General features: G+C 38.3%; 14 protein-coding genes. 4 read left to right on the plus strand and 10 right to left on the minus strand.

What is annotated here, in order from left to right:
- Nucleotides 1-5 precede the first annotated feature (5 nt).
- The 10 genes from ACUNWD_RS16300 to ACUNWD_RS16345 all read right to left on the minus strand — a co-directional run bounded on the left by ACUNWD_RS16300 (nt 6) and on the right by ACUNWD_RS16345 (nt 13,724).
- The gene (locus ACUNWD_RS16300; RefSeq protein ID WP_445588905.1) at nt 6-3,098 is read right to left on the minus strand and encodes an efflux RND transporter permease subunit; all 3,093 of its coding nucleotides are present in this window, start codon (nt 3,096-3,098) and stop codon (nt 6-8) included.
- A gap of 12 nt (nt 3,099-3,110) precedes the next feature.
- Complete coding sequence (locus tag ACUNWD_RS16305; protein ID WP_445588906.1) at nt 3,111-4,169, minus strand: efflux RND transporter periplasmic adaptor subunit; 1,059 nt, start codon at nt 4,167-4,169, stop codon at nt 3,111-3,113.
- A gap of 26 nt (nt 4,170-4,195) precedes the next feature.
- Nucleotides 4,196-5,680 (minus strand): TolC family protein, encoded by a 1,485-nt coding sequence (locus tag ACUNWD_RS16310; RefSeq protein WP_445588907.1) that lies wholly within the window; start codon nt 5,678-5,680, stop codon nt 4,196-4,198.
- 18 nt (nt 5,681-5,698) lie between these two features.
- Nucleotides 5,699-9,040 (minus strand): golvesin C-terminal-like domain-containing protein, encoded by a 3,342-nt coding sequence (locus ACUNWD_RS16315; protein ID WP_445588908.1) that lies wholly within the window; start codon nt 9,038-9,040, stop codon nt 5,699-5,701.
- Between the two features lie 19 nt (nt 9,041-9,059).
- Nucleotides 9,060-9,953: an ABC transporter ATP-binding protein gene (locus tag ACUNWD_RS16320; protein WP_445588909.1), complete on the minus strand. Its 894-nt coding sequence runs from the start codon at nt 9,951-9,953 to the stop codon at nt 9,060-9,062.
- A 241-nt stretch (nt 9,954-10,194) separates the two neighbouring features.
- Nucleotides 10,195-10,887 carry a hypothetical protein gene (locus ACUNWD_RS16325; RefSeq protein ID WP_445588910.1) on the minus strand — a complete coding sequence of 231 codons (693 nt, stop codon included), beginning with the start codon at nt 10,885-10,887 and terminating at the stop codon, nt 10,195-10,197.
- Nucleotides 10,874-11,254: a GntR family transcriptional regulator gene (locus ACUNWD_RS16330; RefSeq protein ID WP_445588911.1), complete on the minus strand. Its 381-nt coding sequence runs from the start codon at nt 11,252-11,254 to the stop codon at nt 10,874-10,876. Before ACUNWD_RS16330 ends, ACUNWD_RS16325 begins: the two co-directional genes overlap by 14 nt.
- A 1-nt stretch (nt 11,255) precedes the next feature.
- Nucleotides 11,256-12,053, minus strand: a complete 798-nt coding sequence (locus ACUNWD_RS16335) for a hypothetical protein (protein WP_445588912.1) — start codon at nt 12,051-12,053, stop codon at nt 11,256-11,258.
- Nucleotides 12,054-12,057: 4 nt separating this feature from the next.
- Nucleotides 12,058-12,876 carry an ABC transporter ATP-binding protein gene (locus tag ACUNWD_RS16340; protein WP_445588913.1) on the minus strand — a complete coding sequence of 273 codons (819 nt, stop codon included), beginning with the start codon at nt 12,874-12,876 and terminating at the stop codon, nt 12,058-12,060.
- Nucleotides 12,877-13,058: 182 nt separating this feature from the next.
- Nucleotides 13,059-13,724, minus strand: a complete 666-nt coding sequence (locus tag ACUNWD_RS16345) for a hypothetical protein (RefSeq protein ID WP_445588914.1) — start codon at nt 13,722-13,724, stop codon at nt 13,059-13,061.
- Nucleotides 13,725-13,882: 158 nt separating this feature from the next.
- Here ACUNWD_RS16345 and ACUNWD_RS16350 point away from each other — a divergent pair, with 158 nt between their 5' ends.
- From ACUNWD_RS16350 to ACUNWD_RS16365, 4 genes are all read left to right on the plus strand, one after another.
- Entirely contained in the window at nt 13,883-15,508 is a 1,626-nt protein-coding gene (locus ACUNWD_RS16350; RefSeq protein WP_445588915.1) for a sensor histidine kinase, read from the plus strand.
- Between the two features lie 165 nt (nt 15,509-15,673).
- On the plus strand, nt 15,674-16,747 hold the full coding sequence (locus ACUNWD_RS16355; RefSeq protein WP_445588916.1) for an efflux RND transporter periplasmic adaptor subunit: 1,074 nt from the start codon (nt 15,674-15,676) through the stop codon (nt 16,745-16,747).
- Nucleotides 16,747-19,785, plus strand: a complete 3,039-nt coding sequence (locus ACUNWD_RS16360) for an efflux RND transporter permease subunit (RefSeq protein WP_445588917.1) — start codon at nt 16,747-16,749, stop codon at nt 19,783-19,785. The genes ACUNWD_RS16355 and ACUNWD_RS16360 overlap by 1 nt, the downstream gene beginning before the upstream one ends.
- A gap of 26 nt (nt 19,786-19,811) precedes the next feature.
- Nucleotides 19,812-21,194, plus strand: a complete 1,383-nt coding sequence (locus tag ACUNWD_RS16365) for a TolC family protein (protein ID WP_445588918.1) — start codon at nt 19,812-19,814, stop codon at nt 21,192-21,194.
- Nucleotides 21,195-21,209 lie beyond the last annotated feature (15 nt).

Below are 21,209 nucleotides of genomic sequence, written 5' to 3' on the forward strand. Positions count from 1 at the left end.
CTCAATTAACTGACTGTTTTTGGCTCTTTCTTAAACCAATCTTTCATGCCTTCAAGCACCTCATACATACAAGGGATAACCACCAACGTAAGCAGTGTGGAAGTTATCAAACCACCAATTACTGCCAGCGCCATTGGTGAACGCAACGAAGCACTTTCACCAATTCCCAGGGTCAATGGGAATAACGCCAGAATAGTTGTCAAACTGGTCATAAGAATTGGCCTGATTCGCTGTTGCCCTGCCTGAATAATTGCCTCCATTCGCTGCATTCCTTCATTACGAAGTTGCAATATTCGATCTATAAATATGATGGAATCGTTTACGGCAATACCTACCAACATGATTACCCCAATAAAGGCCATGATATTAAGCGTTTTTCCAAGGATAAAGAATACCAATATTGACCCAACAACTGCCAGTGGAATAGTCAACAGAATGGTAAATGGATGCAATAATGATTCGAACTGTGACGCCAAAACCATGTAGACCAATACAATTGAAAGGATTAATGCAAAAGTCAAACTAGACATGGATTCCTGCCTTTTTTCTTCTTCACCACTTATATTCACCTTATAGTCCGGTGGAATATTCATAGGCTTAATGGCGTTCTTAATTTCTTTTACAGCCTGATCGAGTGGCATGTCCTTATCCAACTGTGCTGTAATTTTCCCAATGCGGTTTTGATTTCGTCGATAGACCTCTTTGGGCGATTGTCCAATGCTAATGGAAGCCAATTCATTGACCAAAAATCGCTGATCATTGCTCTCAATCGTTAATTCATCCAATTTTGACAAACCTTGATCCGGAAGTTTAAGAGTAATGTCCTGCATTTCTCCCTGGCGCTCCACTTGTCCGGCAACACGCCCTTCCAACTGATCCTGAATTTGTGAAACAATATTATTTACGCTCAGGTTATACATTCCGGCACGCATCCGATCAACCACAATCTCCACTTCCGGCGATCCCTCCTCCGTTGAGGATTCAAAATTGTACATCCCCGGCAATCCTTCAACCAGACCTTTCACCTCAGCTGTCAGTTCTTCGATAACATCGAGATCTTCGCCTTGCACCTCAATTACCAATGGAGCTTCATCCGTGCCCATGATGCTTTTAAGTGCTGTTTCATCCTGCAAATAATTAATTTCCATTCCCGGTAATTCACCAATTGCCTGACTAATTTTTCGGATTGCCGCTGTCGAAGCTAAATGGCTATCTGCTTTAAGAGAAATTTTAATGTTCGCTGTATTTTCTCCTTCAAAAATATCGGAAGCAGAACTGCTGATAGCGCTTGTTGGACCGACGTGACTATATATAGTTTGCAGATCATCTCCCAGTATTTCAGAAATAATTGCTTCCATATTTTCTACTGCAGCAGTTGTTCGTTCGAGACGTGTACCTTCCTGCATACGTATATCCAAACTAAATTCATGAGTCTCAGTTTTTGGCATAAACTCTGTCCCGATAAAAGGAACCAAAGCAGAGGCTCCGCCCACTAACAAAGCTGTGACTATAATAACAATCCATTTAACTTTCAAAACCTTCTCCAGAAATAAGCCATAACCCTTCACCTGAACAGAACGGGCTTTTACTTGTTTTTTCTTTTTCCGATAAAAAAGATTGAACAGCATTGGAATTACCAAGATCGCAACAACCAACGATGATACCAATGAGAATGCCACCGTCCAGGCCTGATCTTTAAATAATTCGCCGGAAGCTCCATGTAAATACACAATTGGAAGGAAAACAATAATTGTCGTGATCGTCGAAGCGGTAATCGCTCCTCCAACTTGCGAAGTCCCCTCAATGGCAGCATCCCGAACAGACATACCATTTTCGTGATTTCGGAAAATATTTTCCATGACCACAATGGCATTATCAACCAACATACCGGCACCAAGTGCCAGCCCTCCTAAAGTCATTATATTGAGGCTAAGCCCATTGAAATACATTAAATTAAAAGTGGCTATAATGGATACCGGAATAGCAATACTAATGATCATGGTACTTCCAAATCGACGCAAGAAGACAAATAGTATAAACACCGCCAGCACAATCCCCAACAAAGCAGACTCTTCAACCTCGTCGATCGCATCCCGAATAAAACTTCCCTGATTTGTAACTACTTGTAGTTGATAACCAGGAAGTGCTTTTTCAATATCTACGATAGCATTACTTATCTCTTCAACAGCTTTAACCGTGTTAAACTTTGTCTCTTTGTAAACAGAAAGCCCCAAACAACGCTTGCCATTTAATCGAACAATATTTTCCGGTTCTTTATTTTGAATGCTGACTTTGGCCACCTCCCTTAAAAATACAGGCGCAAATGCAGCAGTATTATCGTCAGCAGTAATTCGTTTGTATCCAACAATTACATTCTCAAAATCCGAAACGTCCTTTAACAAACTGACTCCCTTGACGACATATCGCAAGCCCATTTCCTCTATAGAACCTCCAGAAACATTTTGATTGAAACTTTGAATGCGATTGCTTATTTCGTCTAAACTCAATCCAAATGCATCAAGCAGATATTGATTGGTTTCAACAAGTACTTCAACATCTTCCGAGCCCGACACATCAACCTCTGCAACACCTTCCAAACGCACCAACTCGTTACGAATATAATTATCCGCAACTTTTCGCAAGTCGTTCATGTCATCAATGGTCGAATGGCTCAATCCGAGCACGATTACCGGTGTAGTATTTGGATCATGCTGCGTAATATTAATGGCATCAATTTCCTGGTTTTGAGCAAATGAAGTCACTGCTTTCTGCAAATCCAGAAACGCATCATCCATATCCTTATTCCAGGCATATTCAATGGTAATTTGTGCACTCCCTACTTTGGAAACCGAAGCCACCTGCAAAACATCAGACTGACGAATAGCCAAAGCTTCAAGCTTCTCAACAAATTGCTTTTCCATTTCCTCCGGAGGACGTTCACCCGACTCCATCTCAATAAACAATCGGGGATTATTCAAATCAGGAAAGAGGTCGATACCCAACTTATCGTAGGAAATGTAACCCAGCAAAACAACGCCGAGAACCATCATCAGAACTGTCACCGGGTAATTGACCGAAAATTCGCTTAATTTCTTCACGGTAAGTCCTTTCTATTTGATGATTTTAACTTTCGAACGATTTCGCAATGTTTCAAAGCCTTTGACAACCAGACGTTCATTGACTTTCAACCCAGAAGTAATTTCAACTTTATCTTGATTCTCATAACCAAAGGTCACCTGCTTTTGCTCAGCCGTTCCCTGTGCAACTATAAATACTGTTTTTCCACGCTGATTTGAGATAACCACATCCTTAGGAATAACTATAACACTGTCTTTACGCGCCAATATTATTTCGCCTTGAACAAACATTCCAGGACGCAATTTTAAATCGTCATTGTCAATCGATAATTTCCCTGTAAAGGTTCTTGTTTCCGTACTAATCGCTGGAGACAATTCGCTAACCTCACCATGCAATGTATCTTCAGGCAAGGTATAGTTCATCACGCGAACATCTTGTCCTTTTGCAATTTTGTTAATGTATTTCTCAGGAAGATTAACTTCAAGCAATAATTTTTCGTAGCTCATTAAACTGACCACTTCAGTTCCTGAAGCTAATTTTGTTCCTTCTGTGTAATAAGGAAGTTTAGTAATTACCCCTTTAAATGGGGCACGAACTTTCATTTTATCCAATTGTATTTTGGCTAAATTATAATTGTCACGAGCATTCACTGCCGCAACTTCAGCATTACTTAACTCACTCTGAGTCACTCCTCCCTTATCAAATAAGGATTTTTGCTTTTCATAGGTTTGATCTGAAATTTTCAGGTTCAATTCCTTGGCTTCCATTCCCAAATTATTGAGATATTCTTCATCTTCTAATTCAACAATAACCTGTCCTTTTTCGACTTTATCACCTAATATGAAAGGCTTCCCTGTCTTTGGATTCTTGGCTAGCCTATAACGCCCGGACATTTCTGTTGTTAATGTCACTTCTTTTGTAGCAACAACAGTTCCGGTTGTCGTAATTGTTTGCTCAATGGATGAGGGTTTCAGGTCTTCAACCGAAACAGGAATCGCAACCTCAGCTGCAGAATCGGCACTTTGGTTATTACAGGCGGTAAAACCAATAAGCGCAAATAAAATTGTAATGTGGAAATGACTTATCTTCATGGGATTATGTTTTAGCTAATTATATTTTAGTTTTTGGTCTCTTTTAGTAATTCTTCAGGAACGATTCCTATTCCTTGTTCAAAATCAAACAGTGTTTGAACTTTCAAATTGAGCAACTCAATTTTATAGTCGATCAATGCCTGTGCATAAGACATCTTCTTTTCAGAAAGCTGTGTTTGAAACAAATTCAAATCCATACTGGTAAGGTCGCCATTCGCATACCGCTCCAGATTAATCTCATAAGTAAGTTGAGCGTTTTTTTCGTTTTGCTTGGCAATATCAATTTGAGTCAATAAATTTTGCAGGCTTCTATATACCTGTCGAATGTCAATCACTATTTGAGTTTTTTCTTCTTCCAGACCAAGTTCGCGGGTTTTAATTACTGCTTCCTGTGCTTTGATACGTGATTTCTTTTCTCCCCAATCAAATAGCGGAACATTGAATGAAAGAGATACCCGTGGATTATTCGTTGGGTTATTATATATATTATTCAGTTTTTCATCGTCTCCAATGATTCCAATGGAGAGGTTCATATCTCCTCTAAATTCATTGAGTGATTTTGTCTGAACCAAGTCAAACATCGACGTTTCAATTTCAATTTCACGCTGGCGAAGTTCCATTCGTGAATTCAAACCATAGTCAATCGCTTTGTCCAAATCAACTTGAACCGGATTGGCATCCACATTGGCCATAACTGAAATTTCTTCAAAAATATCCATGCCTATGTATTGCTTAAACTGGTCTTTGTAGTTGTCCAAATTCACGCGCTGATTTTGAACGTTCGACTTTGCCGTAGCATAGTTGAGTTCAGCTTGATACAACTCTTCCTTGGCAGCCAATCCTGCATCTACCTTATTTTTGGTGATTTCATAGCTTCGCTCGGTATTGGCCAATTCGTCTTTTGAAATACTCAGACTCATTTGTGCCATATATACATTGTAGAAAAATTGGGTTACCATGCGCTCCAAATTCAGCTTTTGCATGGCATAATTCAGATTTGAATTTTCCAAATCAAGCTCCAATTCATTCAATTGCAATTTCAAACGATTATATGTGAACAATGGCTGACTCAAGCTCAGGTACAAGTTATTTGTGAAAGCTTTGTCCTCCATATTATTAAAATCATTTGTATTCCTTTGCCAACCAAAACGATTAACCAGAGATACGGTTCCATCTGTTAACAAAACTGGCTGGGACACGGTGAACGTACCTGAAGTTCCAAAGTTTTCACTGGTATACCAAGTTGATGAGAAATCGTCAAAAGTACGATTGCGACTGTATTCAACCGGATTGAGACTTAAAGAAAATTGTGATTTTAAAGCTGCATTTTGCGCATTCAATGATTCCTGCGAACGTTCCAAGTTCAGAAGAGACCTTCTTATATCGGGACTATTTTGCATCGCGATTTCCAAAGCTTTATCTAATCCGAGAAGCTGCTGCGCTAACAAAAATGCAGCCGGCAAAACCATCAAAATGATTAGAAATTGAATTTTTAGAATAATAGTTTTCATAGACTCTTTATCTGTTTTTTATTGTTTTATCAGTTTCACAGCATCTGCCACAACCATTCGAGCTTCAGACTTATTGGTTATCTCAATAACGGCTGTATCTGGTGAGAAATAATAAGCTCCCAGGTGATTCCATCCATCTTCGGCAGTTTTCAAATCAACCGGCACTTCTTCTTCGCCATCATCATGATGTATAATGTAATGATATTCACCACCTCCATCATCCCGGCCACGACGCCCACGACGATCATCATTCGTTATATAAGTATACACATCGTAGTATCCCGGATCTTTAATAGGAATGTTCCATGTTGCCTTTTTCTCTCCCTCTCCTGATCTCAGATAATAAGCGGAACGAATGAATGCTCCGTAAAAATTTGAATTGGTAGTCAAAGTCCAATTACGAGGTGGCCGCCAACCAGAAAAGCCGGAATACTTTTGCTTGCTGGGTTCTTCCTTAATCAACAGCTTTCTTAATAAACTACCTTCATCATCTTCACTTACCACAAAAGAAGGATCTTCGTTATCCAGTATAATCTCATTGTCTTCTGCAATTCGAACAGGAATATCAACTACACGTTCCCCTTCATATGGAGTGGCTTTGGTATCTTCCTTAACATCATCCAATGGCAATCTAATTTCTGAAGGAATATTTCTGGATGTAAGCGTATTTATTGTTGCTCCACGAGGAGAGCCTCCCACCAAATAACTAACTTCTTTGGTTTGATTTCCATCCAGATGAACAAGCTTGGTAACCGTTTCAGGAGTGCCTCCACCGCCAAACCCTCTTCCCCCGGGACCTCCTCCCAATCTGAAATCAACCTGAATGATACCTTCTACATTTTCGGTATTACTCACTTTAAATTTGACCATGGTTTTTAATTCATCGCCATCAAGCACATTTACTGCGTTGACATTTCCAATAAGAAAAGCCGGTAGTTGGGTTGTGCTGAACCAATTTTCCATATACGGAATCAGGTCAATACCGAAATCATCCAATAAAGCATCATTGAAATCTTCAATGCTGGATGATCTAAATTTCACATCACTTAAAAAATCATAAAGGAAATCTTCAAAAGCATCGTCTTCTGCTTTACGTTTAATGATTGAGAACAATGCTTTTCCTTTTTGCTCAATCACATTATCTACGATGAGTTTTTGATCGGGATCATCCAAAATTTCTTCAAAACTTTGTGAGAGCAAAGCCAGGTTCCCCTGTTCATCTTCCGACATACCTTGCACATCGCGCAGCCAGCCCATCCGTGGATTATCACCAGCCTGCTTTTTATAGGCTTCGAAAACACGATCGGTTACCGGCCAACGGTCTGAGCGAATATAGTACGCGTAATTGTAGAAAAGAGGAAATGCATAAAACGGATTCTGGGTCTCTTCCACCTGAAGCTGACCCTGCGAACGGTTAAAGTCAGGACGCCCCTCTTCCTGGGTAAATGTGGAAAGGAAGTTTTGCAATATCTGCACTTTTCGTTCTTCCGGAGTCAGGTTTTGTTCATCACCACGGCCCCATCTTCGTCTTTGTTCCATCCGTCCATAAAAGTCAGCTTCACGAACCATCAAACCTTTCTCTGCATACAATATCATCTCTGGTTGAACTTGCTCTCGTGCACCAGTTAATAATCGGTCGTATGAATAGAATTGAATAGGAACCTCCACTAATGAAAACCTATCAAATGGATAAAATAAATCAACATCACGCTCAAAATCCTGCAAAGCCTCGGTGATAACTGCCGGGATTGTATCTTTTATATCTTCAAAAAAGCTGGAAAAATAATCATGCCCCTTGCGATAATATAAGTTGAATTGAAGTCCGTCAATTTCTTTTTGCATCGATTCATATTCTCCAATTGACAAGGAGATTTGAGATTGTGCATGTGAAGAATTAAATACATATCGATTATCAACTTTCTCCATTTCCCCCTGCGAAACAGGAGTCAATCCTTCACGGGTAGATACATCCAGTCTAAATCGGCTAAATTGTCGTGAGCTCCATTGCTTGTTTTTCACTCCATAACCAACTCCCGGTATCGGATACCAATTATTCTCGCGAGTTAGCAATACGTAATCAGGTGTAATAAACGCAGATCGTTTATCAATTTGATACAGAAAATTTCGATGAGCTTTCTGTCGTGTTTCATCATCAATATCTAAGTAGCAAGCAGCTTCATTAATATTTCCATAATATTTAAAAACAATTTCTGCTTGCTTTTGCGGTTCTATACTTAGACCAGTTAACTCAACCAATCCCAACTTCCGTTCAAAAGGTTGATCTTTCCCATCAACGGTAACCTGTTCCAGTTCCAATCCCGGATTCAAGCTAAAAAATATCTTTTTGTTGGTAGTTTCATCATCATTTCGGACTCGTAATTTTGCCTCTGCAGAGATGCTTTCCCCTTCATGATCCAGACTTATATCATATGCTCGAACCATTAATTGTTTTACGTCAAGATATTGGTCATTCAGGCTAATCATTTCCTGCCTCAACTCCTGATCTTTCAAAAATGAACCAACATGTAAACTCCCTAAATACAAACCTCCTACAACTGCTGCGGTCCCAAAAATATATGAAAAAATTCGCATGCTTTCGGAATGTGGCAGACGTCTTAAAAGTAAAATGGTATAAAAAATAAATCCTAAGCCGAGTAAGAAATACATCCCCCGATGAATGAGGATCGTTTCAATATTTCCAAAACCCACGAAATCTGAAAACGTCAGCGGAATATTGAAAGCCATGTAGTCAAATAGGAAATAAAATTTATCCTTTAAATAGAAAAGTGAAATGGCCACATAACCCAACAAAACCACAAACGTAACCGCCTGATTCCGAATCAAAGACATAATCAAAAACGATAGCCCCATGATGAATACCAAGGTGGGAACACTGATCGCTAAAAAATAATAGAGATAACTAATCCAATTTACGTCGGTATTTTTTGTAATAAGGTTGAAGATTACAGCTATTAGAAGAATGATAATGTTGAGAACAATGAATACAACCAAGTTTCCCAATGTTTTACCAATCACATATTCACCATTGGTCATTGGCCGCATATAGATTACCTCAGTAGTATCTAATTTCTTATCACGTTTTAAAAAGTCGGATGCCAAAAAGATGGCAATCACTGCCTGCACTACGTTTAGGAATAATAAATTAGTGTAAGGAATCAATGAAGGAAGTCCTTTAATATCCCATTCTCCGGCACCACCATTTGATTCTATCAGCACTCCAAAATTAAAGAAGGTCAGGAATACCATTGCCAGGATGGCAAAAATGCGAAAGAACCAACTGCGCAATAGTGTTTTGGTTTCATAGCGCGCAATGGATCGTATGTTGTGAATTGATATCATCGTTTCTCAGATTTTTAGCTTAAATGGCCGTCCATTGGTTTAGTCGACTTTCCATAAAATAAACATAGGCATGTTCTAAATTCGGATCAATATTCTCTCCATAGTAACCATTGATCTCATCGGCAACAACCTGTATTTCCCAGCCTTCGCTTGTTGGAACATTCGAGATTACCGGATACTTTTCATTAATTTCCATGTATTCCGATTCCGTGGCTTTGATCAGCCAAACTTTTCCATTCGCCTTCTCAACCAGTTCATCTGGTGAACCACTGTAAGCAACTTCTCCACGGTTCAGCAGTGCCATGTTTGTACAGGTACTTGAAATATCTCCTACAATGTGGGTGGAAAGAATAATGATTACATCGTTAGTAGATATCGTTGAAAGCAAGTTTCGAAACCGGATACGTTCCTCAGGGTCTAAACCGGTCGTTGGCTCATCAACTATTATAATTTGTGGACTGTTTATCAACGCCTGAGCAATTCCCAAACGTCTTTTCATACCACCAGACAAACGGTTTGCTTGTCGGTCGCGTGCCTCAAACAAACCCACTTCTTCCAGCATTTTGTCAACTGCACTTGCCCGTTCCTTTGTATCTTTCATACCAGCCAAACGAGCAGCATAATCTAAAAACTCATAGGTTTTTAATTTTGAGAAGAAGCGAAAATCCTGAGGCAGATAACCCAACATTTTTCGAATATCTTTCCGGTTTTTTACCAAATCAAAACCGTTTACAGTAACCTTTCCTTTACTTGGCTTCATTAGGGTGACCAAAATTCGCATCAGGCTTGATTTTCCTGCACCGTTGGGTCCAAGTAGCCCAAACATGCCATTTTCTATTTCAAGCTGGACATCACTTAAAGCCCTGTTACCATTGGGATATATTTTGCTTAGTTGATCAATCGTAATTTTCACAGTTGTTAATTTCGTTCTGTTAGTAGACTGAATTAATCCAAATAGGTTTAATAATTAAGGTTAATAAATTAACGAGAAATTATAACGAATGCTTTATTTTTTTCGACTAACAAGTCATTTTCGCCGTTCTTTTATTCGAAGAGCGGTGAAAAGATTTGAATTGGTGACAAGAAATAATGGAGTCCCAAAAATTATTACACTAATTAACGCTTTCGTTTAACCCAGATGTTCCTTTTATTTCTTATTGTTTATTCAGATTATATTTACTTGTCGGATCAACTTCCAGATTGAATTTGCCCACTGATTTGTAGCTATAGAGTTTAGATTCTTTCATTACATTGCCTGAAAGTGTCCCAATTTCTGAATTCTGAATACTCAGTTCCGAATGTGACAACTTCATGTTAATCTCACCGGCGTCCATATTGTTTAACTGTATTCGGGAATTACTTCTGGCATTTATATATAGCAAAGATTTCGCATTCTTTATATTTATGTTATCTAAAAATATTCTTGAAGATGAAGATTCAATATGCAGACTATCAAATGGATATTGATGAATATTAACAATGCTTTTGTTCTTTGCTACAATTGATTTTAATGTAGAGGAATAAATATTTAATGTATGTTTAGGCGTAAGTTCATCTGTACTAACAAATAAAGTGTCGTTTCTAACCTCATAGGAAGAAAACGTGCAACTATCCGATTTAGGGTAAACGATCGTAAATTGAGGATATTCTAATTTTGAAATTGCAATGCTAGAATTTGGTTGGGCAACAATTACTGAAAAGTTGTCTAATTTTTCATTGTATGAATTAAAAGAACTAGTTCTTTCATATCGATCAATTGGATGTTGCCAAGAGGTAAGGTAAAAAATAAAAATTCCTTCAAATAAGAAGGTAAGAAAGGCAATAATTATATAGTTACTTGTTTTCATGGTTGTCGTTATTTTTTAATTCGGATACGAGTTCACTTAAATCGCTGCTTGTTAGTTTTAATAGTTTGACTTTGCGAATAAAATCAGGTAAATCATGATTGAAAAAGTTAGCCTTTTCGGTATCTCGAACCAGTTTGATGGCATCACCGGATACAAAAAATCCAATACCTCGCTTGTTTTCAAAAATGCCTGATTCTTGTAAAATGGAATACGTTCGCATAACAGTATTTCGGTTCACTTCAAACTCAGCAGCCAAATCACGCACTGATGGAACCCGATCTCCTGGTTTTAAGTGTCCATCAAGAATTTGATGACAAAGATTGTCGGCAATCTGTAGGAATATTCCTTTTGATGATTGAAATTCCATTTTAAACCTCTTTCTCTTTTAATTTGAAATAAGCCAATGGCAAAAGAAATAACCAGGAGAGAACACCAACTGAATAAAGAAGTACCTGAATATTATGCAAGTCTTTTGCTACTTTGTATTGATTAATATAAATATCAAATCCGACAACTTTGTCCGAGAAAAAGATATGCGAAAAAAATACAAATGTCAGCAAATAAACACCAAACATCAATCCTGTAATAATTAGCGTTTTAACTAAGGAAAAACGTTTAAACCAAACTGCTCCGGCAAAAAGGACTGTCGCAAATGAAAAAATAGAGAATACTACAAAAGTTTTATCCAGAAGTGTAGGAACATCCTCAAGTAAATAACTATAATTAAAGTCTATAATATTATTTGGATCAGTCCCAGGCTGGTGAACCAGAAACATGGTAGCTTTGGCCAAATGTGTTCCGATCCAAAAAAGCCCAAATGCAATCGGTATTAATAACACAATACGAATAACAAACTGAACCATAAATTTTTCGAAGGTTGATCCCGGATACAACAGGTAACTGCTTGTTTTAATCTGATTTTTTAAAGCCGGAAAAGAGTTCCCAATCAATGCTCCAAGCCCCATCATATAAAACAACATTAATGGAACGTATGAATCTGTTGTTAAAAAGCCTCCTCTGTTTTGAAGCATAATAAAATATGAAAGTAAATAGATAGCAATTCCAATTCCGGCAATGGCAAAAAAATAGATTTTTTGATTGATTAGTAAATCATGTTTAAACAGTCGGGCAAACCGACCTGGATTGAAATATTTATTTTGATTCATGGCTTTAATTTAAAGTGGCTTTATTTACAATTGCATTAAAGAGGAGCTCAATATCGATGTCGGATTCATCTTGTCCATTTGTTTTGGACAGCACGCGAAATCCGCCCGGGCATTTTTCATGATAAATTGCAGAATCAACTCCTGCAAGATTCGAAGTGATCTGGAATTGCCATTTCTGGGTAATCACTGGAAGATCTTCGTTTAACACGATTTGGCCTTCATCAAGCATCACAATTTTATCAATGATTGTTTCAATATCTTTTACCTGATGTGTTGAAATCAACACCAATTGCTCTTCAGTAACTGAACTGACCAGAATCTTTCGAAACAAACTTTTTGAAGGAATGTCCAATCCATTAGTAGGCTCATCCAAAATTAGCAACCGACAATTAGTTGCCAGAGCAAAAGCAATTAGAAACTTCTTCCGCTGTCCGTGAGACATTCGATTAATATTCTTCTTCCCATCCAGCTCAAACTCATTGAGTAGTTTATCCATTTTTTCGTAGTCAAAATTTGGATAAAGAGGTGCTGTAGCTTTTACATAACAATTAATGGATATTGAAGGGAAAGTAAACTCTTCAGGAACCATAAATACGTCAGCTAAAAAACCTGGCAACCTATCGAAGGGCTTGAATCCATTGATACTTAATTCTCCTTGTTGTGGTTTTAATAAACCAGCCATTAGCTTTAGCAGTGTTGATTTTCCGGCACCATTTTTACCTAAAAGTCCGGTGATGCTTCCATTTTCCTGCTGAAAAACTAAATCCGAAAACAACGCGTGTTGTTTTTTGTAGTGAAAACCCAATTGTTTAATTGTAATCATGACATAGAAGTTTAGTGTCCTAGTTTTGTATGACACAAATAAAAATGAATTTATTTCAAAAAACAAGTAATCATAAATTTAATTCATGAAAAAAATCAGCACATCTCTAAATATCAAATAAAAAGCGACCCCTTCCGGAGTCGCTTTCACTGTTTAATTGCTTCTAATATACTGCCTGCTGTTTAATCTGCCATCTCTTCAATAATCTCTACATCTTCCAACTTAGCTGGTTTTTGTCTGATAATTTCAATCTTTTCACGGCCACCACTCAAGTCTTTTTTCTTAAATGAGATAATCCCGGGGTCGTTCAAATTAATCACATTTCCATCCACGTGTTGCTTAAAAAATTCAATTCTTGGAGGTATTGGCGGATGCGGAACCTTTACAAATGGATGAGGATGTTTCATACGAATTACTTTCTCTTCCAGATCTCCATCGCTTTTTTTCATCACAATCACTTTTACGATGGAATCCCCGTCCAAAGTAGTCTCTGTTGTAACATCAATATCTTCGGTCCACGAGAATGGATCGTCATCATCAGATGAGAAAACAAAAACATCTTGCTTTCCGTCTGTATCTTCAATCTGAATATCAAACTTTTTAAGTTTTGTTTTGATTGTTGAATCAATTTTAAAATCGAAGTCTTGATCAGAGAACCAGGTCATGACATCGGCGTCACCAGTGATTACGGTATCTATAACCGTTTTTTCACCATTTTCAACCTTCACCATTTTTAGGTGTTTTTTTATCCCACGAGGAGGATCTTCCGGGCTTTCCCGCAATGAAAATGAGGATAATAATACAACGGTCAATAACCCAAGAATACCTGTTTTAAGAAGTGCTTTCATAACTGTTCTATTTTATTTAGAATTTTATCTGAAACAAAGGTATGAGCAGTTGCCCCCAAAACTCAGTTAAAGCCTGGTTAAAATCTGTTAAGGAAAAGTTAAAACTCAACGATCTCTTTATTAAATATTTATCTTTGATTAGCAAAATAACGCGATGCATGAATAAGCGCACCTTCACATATTTACTGATATTAATGGGCCTCTCGATCCTCGGAGTGATTGGAGTTCAGTTAGTATGGATAAATAATGCCATACGAGTGAAAAATGAGCTTTTCGATCGTAGTATAAATGAAGCGTTACAGAAAACAGCCAATAAACTTGAGAGGCGTCAAGATGTAGAAGTTCTTGCCGGCTTACCAACTCTGGAAGATTTTCATTGGGACGATGCAAATCTCAATGCTCCACCCACACCCCCCAAGCCGATAAGGATTGTACGGAAATCTACAAAAGCAGGCCAAATAGATTACAAATTTGAAGTTGGTGTAGACACGAATATGCAAGTATTTGCATTTGCAGATGGAAACGATTCTTTGCACCAGCAAGAGATAATAGTATCTCACGAAGACACCATATTAACCAATACTCATACTTTTTTCAACTCTCGCAAAATGGCATTGGATTCGTTGGAGAGTGCAATTGATACTTTAATTGAATTTTCGCCCCATCTGAAAAAACGGATTGAAATTAAAACTGAAAGACTTAAGGATTTGACAACCAAAGTTGTTTCAGAAATTTCCTTTTTTGGGCAGGAAGACTTAAAACTTGCGGATGTCCGTGAATTGGTAAGTAATGAACTTGCTGACAAAAATATGCCAACTGATTTTGAAATAGCTTTGTTGGACAATGATACAATCAGTGAGCTTTCCAACGAAAAAGACAGCATTTCATTAGCAGAAAGCCCCTATCAGGTTCGACTTTTTCCAAACGCTGTATTTGACCAAAACAAAAAATTGGCGCTTTTTATACCCAGCCAAACCCAGTTTATATATCAATCAGTTTCATGGTTACTGATTGCTTCTTTGTTTTTTTCCCTGGTTATTCTGATCACTTTTGGCGTAAGTATTTTCTTCCTTTTAAGGCAAAAAAAGATTTCCGAAATGAAATCCGATTTTATCAACAACATGACTCACGAATTCAAGACTCCCATTGCTACTATTTCCGTCGCTGCTGATTCCATTAACAATGAAAAGGTAATCAGTAATCCGGAACAGGTGAATTATTTCGTTGGTATGATCAAAAAAGAAAACACCCGCATGAACAGGCAGGTCGAGGACATATTAACCATTGCCCGGCTGGACAAAAAAGATTTTGAATTTAAATGGGAATCGTTGAACATACATCAACTAACTGATGATGTTATTCAGAGTATTCAACTGCAAGTAGAAAAGAAAGGTGGCTCCATTAAGACAAACTACAAAGCTATCAATCCGAACATTACTACTGATAAAACCCATTTTGCGAATGTCATTTACAACCTGATTGACAATGCCAATAAATATTCAATCAACAAACCCGAAATAAAGATTGATACCATCAATACGCCCAAGGGGATTATTATTTCAGTTTCTGATAAAGGTATTGGGATGAGCAAATCCGTACAATCCAAAGTTTTTGAACGATTCTACCGCCAGAGCAGCGGAAATATTCACAACGTAAAGGGGTTTGGTCTCGGACTTAGTTATGTGAAGGCCGTTGTTGAAGCAAATAATGGAAACATCACCGTAAAAAGCGACTTGGGGAAAGGCACTCAGTTCAACGTTTTTCTGCCTTACTTAAAAGAATAAGTGGCGATCTCCCAAAAAAGAGAGCTTTTCTGGTTTTCTTTATTTCCATTCCCAAATACTTAAAATCATTTCAAACATCAATTTTAGCAGTTCGCGATATTTCTCCAGAAACGATGCATTTAGTGTCTTTACATTTGGCCAACAGAAATTTATCAAGAACTAGAAATGAAAGCAAGCAGTACAATTTGTTTAATCTTTGCAGCAACACTATTTACACTTATTAGTTGCTCAAACAAAGGAAACGAGCCCAAAGCCGAGACAATTAAATTTGTAAAAGTTGAAACCATTAACACAAGTGCAAGCCAAAACAAACTTGTCTTTAATGGGAAGATCAAGGAAAGAAGTCTTACCTCTCTTTCGTTCCGTGTGGGTGGCCCCATTGCGGAACTAAATGTACAGCCCGGAGACTACGTTGTTGCCGGACAAGTAATTGCGTCCATCGACAACCGTGATTATGAATTGCAAGTTGCGTCAACAAAAGCCCAATGGCAACAATTGCAAGGCGAATATAATCGATACAAACAATTGGTTGAACAAGACAAAATTCCTGAGAATACATTTGAAAAAATTGAATCAGGTTATTTAATGGCCAAAACCAGGTACGACAATGCGCTCAACCAACTGAAAGACACCGAGCTGAAAGCTCCATTCTCCGGATATATCTACGAGAAATTCACAGAAAATCATCAAACAGTTGGTGCAGGTACTCCAATCGTTTCCATTATCGACATCTCCCAACTGGAAGTAGTTGTTTCAGTACCTGAAAATTTGTTGCAAAAGGTAAAATCAGATAAAACGAGTTTCTTGGATGTTAAAAATGCACAGGTTTCACAACTTCCCATTCAACTAACGAGTGTTAGTGAAAAAACAATGAAAGATGGAATGTATGAAGTGAAATTCTCATTCGCGAATAATGAAAAATTGAAAATTGCTCCAGGAATGACAGCGGAAGTTTCATTGATTGGTGATGCTCAAAACAGCATTCTTACCATTCCTTCATCGGCAGTATTCCATGAAGTATCAAACAATTATGTCTGGGTTTTTAATTCATCAACACAGAAAATTGGAAAGCAACAAATCGAGATTGGAGCGTTAAGATCAGGCGGAAGAATAGAGGTAACTTCAGGTTTAAAATCGGGTGACCAAATAGTTACGGCAGGAGTTCATTCTGTCACAGATGGTCAAAAAGTCAGACCAATAGCACCTCAAACAGCAACTAATGTTGGAGGGTTACTATAATGCTGGAGAAGATTTTGAACCAAAAGGCAATGATTTCTACCATACTGTTCGCGGTATTTTTAGGAGGTATATTTGCTTATTTGAACATTGGAAAGCTGGAGGACGCAGAAATCCCTATCAAATCTGCAATGGTAATTACTCCATACCCGGGAGCAACTGCCCACGAAGTGGAGTTGGAGGTAACGGATGTACTGGAAAAAGCCATTCAGAAACTGGAAAACATTGATGAAATAAAATCAGTTTCAAAACCCGGACTTTCACTTATAACCATTAACATTAAGCCCAGAGTTAAAACACCACAGCTACCACAACTTTGGGATCATCTGCGGCGCAAGGTTGGAGATGCAAAAGGTAGTCTTCCTTCCGGTGCTCTCGATCCAATTGTTAATGACGACTTTGCTGATGTTTATGGGATTTTATATGCTGTCACTGCTGATGGATTTACTCACCAGGAATTGGTGAAATACACTGAATATATTGAAAAGGAACTTCTGTTGGTAAACGGCGTTCGTCGATCTCAAGTTTTCGGAAAACAAACCGAAGCAATTGATGTAATTTTCTCATCTGAGAAACTGGCCGGCTTGAGCATCAATCCTATGATGATTGCAATGGCTATGCAAAACGAAACCGCAATCATCAATCCCGGATCAATTGTAACTGGTCAGGAATCAATTCGAGTTGGAGTTGGCGGTAAGATTACAACAATTGAAGAAGTTGAAAATCTACTCATCCAAGTTCCGGAAGGGGGCAACTTCCGCTTAGGCGAAATTGCGACTATTAAGAGATCGCTTATGGAACCAAAACGTGAAGCTTTTTACTACAACGACAAGCCCGGCTTAGCGCTGGGAATATCTAACGAAAGTGGTATTAATGTTGTAAAATTGGGAGAAGCACTGGATGAAAAGTTAGCTGAACTGAATACCGAATTACCAGCGGGAATAGAGATCAATCAAATATACTACCAACCCGACAGAGTCGACGCAGCAGTTGGAAACTTTATGATGAACCTGGCAGTGTCTGTGGGAATTGTAATTGTTGTCCTAATGTTTGCAATGGGATTACGCTCAGGACTACTTATCTCCAGCGGGTTGGTCTTTACTATTCTGGGAACATTAATCGTAATGATGTCCATCGGGTTGCCACTCCATCGGGTTACACTTGCTGCCATCATACTTGGAATGGGTATGTTAGTGGATAATGCAATCGTAGTTGCCGACGGAATATTAGTCGATCTGAAAAATGGAGTGGAACGAAATAAGGCTTTTGTTAGAACCGCAAAAAACACTGGACTGCCGTTATTAGGCGCTACTGCGGTAGCAATTCTTGCATTTTTACCATTAAGAATGTCTCCTGATATGGCAGGTGAATTTTTGAGTTCACTATTTACCGTACTCATTATATCACTCGGACTTAGTTGGCTGTTTGCCATGATCCAAACTCCTTTCAACGCTAAATACTTCTATCGAAAAGAGCGCCCAAAAGGTGAGCACGCAGTTGAATACGACTCAAAATTTTACAGGGTTTTCCGCAGCTTTGTTGAATGGGCTATTCGCCATAAGATTATATTCTCAGCCAGTAGTATTTTAGTATTATTCATCTCACTTTATTCGTTTCGATTTGTAACAATCGACTTTATGTCGAAAATCGATTATGACCAATTCTATATAGAATACTATTTACCTGAAGGTTCAGACATCAGTGCTGTCGAAAATGACATTTCCTCTATTCAGAAAGAAATTCTTGAGATGGATGGAGTTAAGTCGGTAAGCAGTTCAATTGGCAGACCTCCTGCACGATATCTTTTAATGCGCGGAATGGCAACGGGTGGTTCAAATTATGGAGAACTCATTGTTGAAACGAAAGAAATTGAGCGGGTCGAAGAAATTATTCCAGAACTGGAAAGTCGCCTTGCAAAAGAATACCCCGATGCATTTATCCGCATTCATGAATATGGGGCTGCATTTGCTGATGCCGATGTTGAAGTTGAATTTATTGGAACGGACCCAGCAATATTAAAAGATCTGGCAACCCAAGCAAAAGATATCTTTTTAACGAATCCACTTGCTACAAATGTAACAGACAACTGGAAAAATCAATCGAAAAAAATAATCCCAAAATATTCTATTGAAAGGGCTCAGCCCCTTGGCTTAACGCGCTCTGATATGGGAAACTCGTTACTGGTTGCAACCAATGGAATGCCTATTGGCTCAATCTACGAAGGTGACAAGCAATTACCCATTGTTTTAAAAACTTCAAACAATGTTGCAGACAACATGGAGAAACTGATGGCTATTCCGGTTTGGGGACAACGAAGCCAAACAAGCACTCCTCTTGCGCAAATTGTTGACACTATGCAATTAGGCTGGGAAAATCAACAAGTAAACAGGTTAAACAGGAAACGAGCCATTAAAGCACAATGCGATGCTCTAAAAGGATACACAGCACAACAGGTGCAAGATAAAATAGCAGCACAAGTTGAAGCTATTGAACTGCCAAAAGGATATGAAATGCACTGGGAGGGGGCAACTTCTCGCTCAAGTGAAGCAAATGCCGGATTATTTAGCTTTTTACCGATTGCACTTGGGCTAATGGCGATCATCATTATTGGGTTGTTTAATAATCTGAAGCAACCTGTAATCATTTTCATGGTTGTGCCATTTGCATTTGTAGGTGTGGTCGTCGGTTTATTGCTAACCGGAATCCCACTTACTTTTGCCGGAATTATTGGGGCACTCGGACTAATTGGAATGATGATTAAAAATGCGGTGGTGCTGCTCGATGAAGTTAACCGAAATCTGCGGGAAGGCAAGAATAAACTAAAGGCAACCATCGACGCGGCCTTATCCAGAATGCGCCCGGTAATGATGGCATCGTTAACCACCATCCTTGGAATGGTTCCTTTAGTTTTTGACCCGATGTTTAACTCAACAGCCATTGTAATCATGTTTGGCTTATTGATTGGTTCGGTGATAACGTTAGTTGTAGTGCCTGTTTTATATACGGTACTGTATAAAGTTGATGTGAAAGAATTAAAATAAGAAGAACCTTCAGAAAATAGAGAACAATGAATAATTCAATAAAACATATACTAAGCACCATGCTTTTTTTGATTGTGGTTATTTCCGCTTCAGGACAAAAAATATTGACTCTTGAGGAATGCCGCAAACAAGCCATCGAATTCAATAAAGAATTAAAAAATGCAGCTCTCCAAAAGGAAGAATCAATCGCTTATCAAAAAGTAGCCAGAACGGCTTATTTGCCAGCTGTTGAAGCAGATGTGTCTGCAATGCACCTTCCTACTATGGAGAATATTTCAATGCCAGGACATTTTTTACCAACCGCCGAAAGTGCAGAAGCCGCCGAAGCCGGTATTTTTACTGAAACAAGCAATGTTTGGAGCCCCGGTATAAACTTGGGTTTGAAGAACCTGGCCCTCGCATATGGAGGGTTATCGGTTACTCAGCCCATTTATACCGGTGGCAAAATCAAGTACTCCAACTTGCAATCAGATGCTGGAGTTGAGATTTCCAAGCTTGCTTACAATCTAAAATATTCGGAAGTTATTGATAAAACAGATGAAGCATTTTGGAATGTGATCATGATTAAGTCAAATATCGATTTAGCAAAAAAGTACATTGAAATGCTAACGGTCTTGGGAGATCAAATGTCGGCTATGTATGAAGTTGGACTGCAGCCTGCCAGTGAAAAATTGAAGGTTAGCGTCCAAAAAAACGAAGCTGAACTAAACCTGATGAAAGCACAAAATGGTCTGAAAATATCAAAAATGTATTTGAACCAGATTCTTGGGCAGGATTTGGATATGGACATTCAGCTCAATTACCAACCCGAAGCTGAAAATAAACTTTTTGATTTATCAAACGGGTTGAATTTAGCGAGTACCAACCGAGAAGAACTTAAAATACTTGAACAACAAAAAGTGATTTCTGAATATGACCTGAAACTTGCTAAAGCAGACTATTTGCCTCAAGCGGGATTGAGCTTGCAATACACTGGAGCGTACATCAACAATCTTAGTGAGAACGTTCAATTTAAACCTATAATTGCAGCTCAAGTTTCAATTCCTATCTTTCATTGGGGACAGAATAAGCAAAAACAAAAGGCCGCAAAATTAAAGATCCAACAGGCAGCAACCAACCTGCAAAACACGAATGAGTTAATCAATGTTGAAGTAATGCAGGTTAAAATTCAGGTTGAAGAAGCTTTTGAATCCATCTTGATCGCAAAAAGAAACATTGCAGAAGCCGAAGAAAGTTTAGAAGAGACTAAAGCAAGTTTTGATGTTGGACTGAATACAACAACCGATTTGTTAAACGCGCAGGCAAATTGGCAAAATGCACAAGCTCAACTAATCAAAGCAAACGCTCAATTCAATGTTCTGAAAACCAAATGGAAAAAAGCAACTGGCAACATGTCTTTATATGATTAAAAGAATTACCATTTG

The organism is Sunxiuqinia sp. A32, assembly GCF_052690465.1.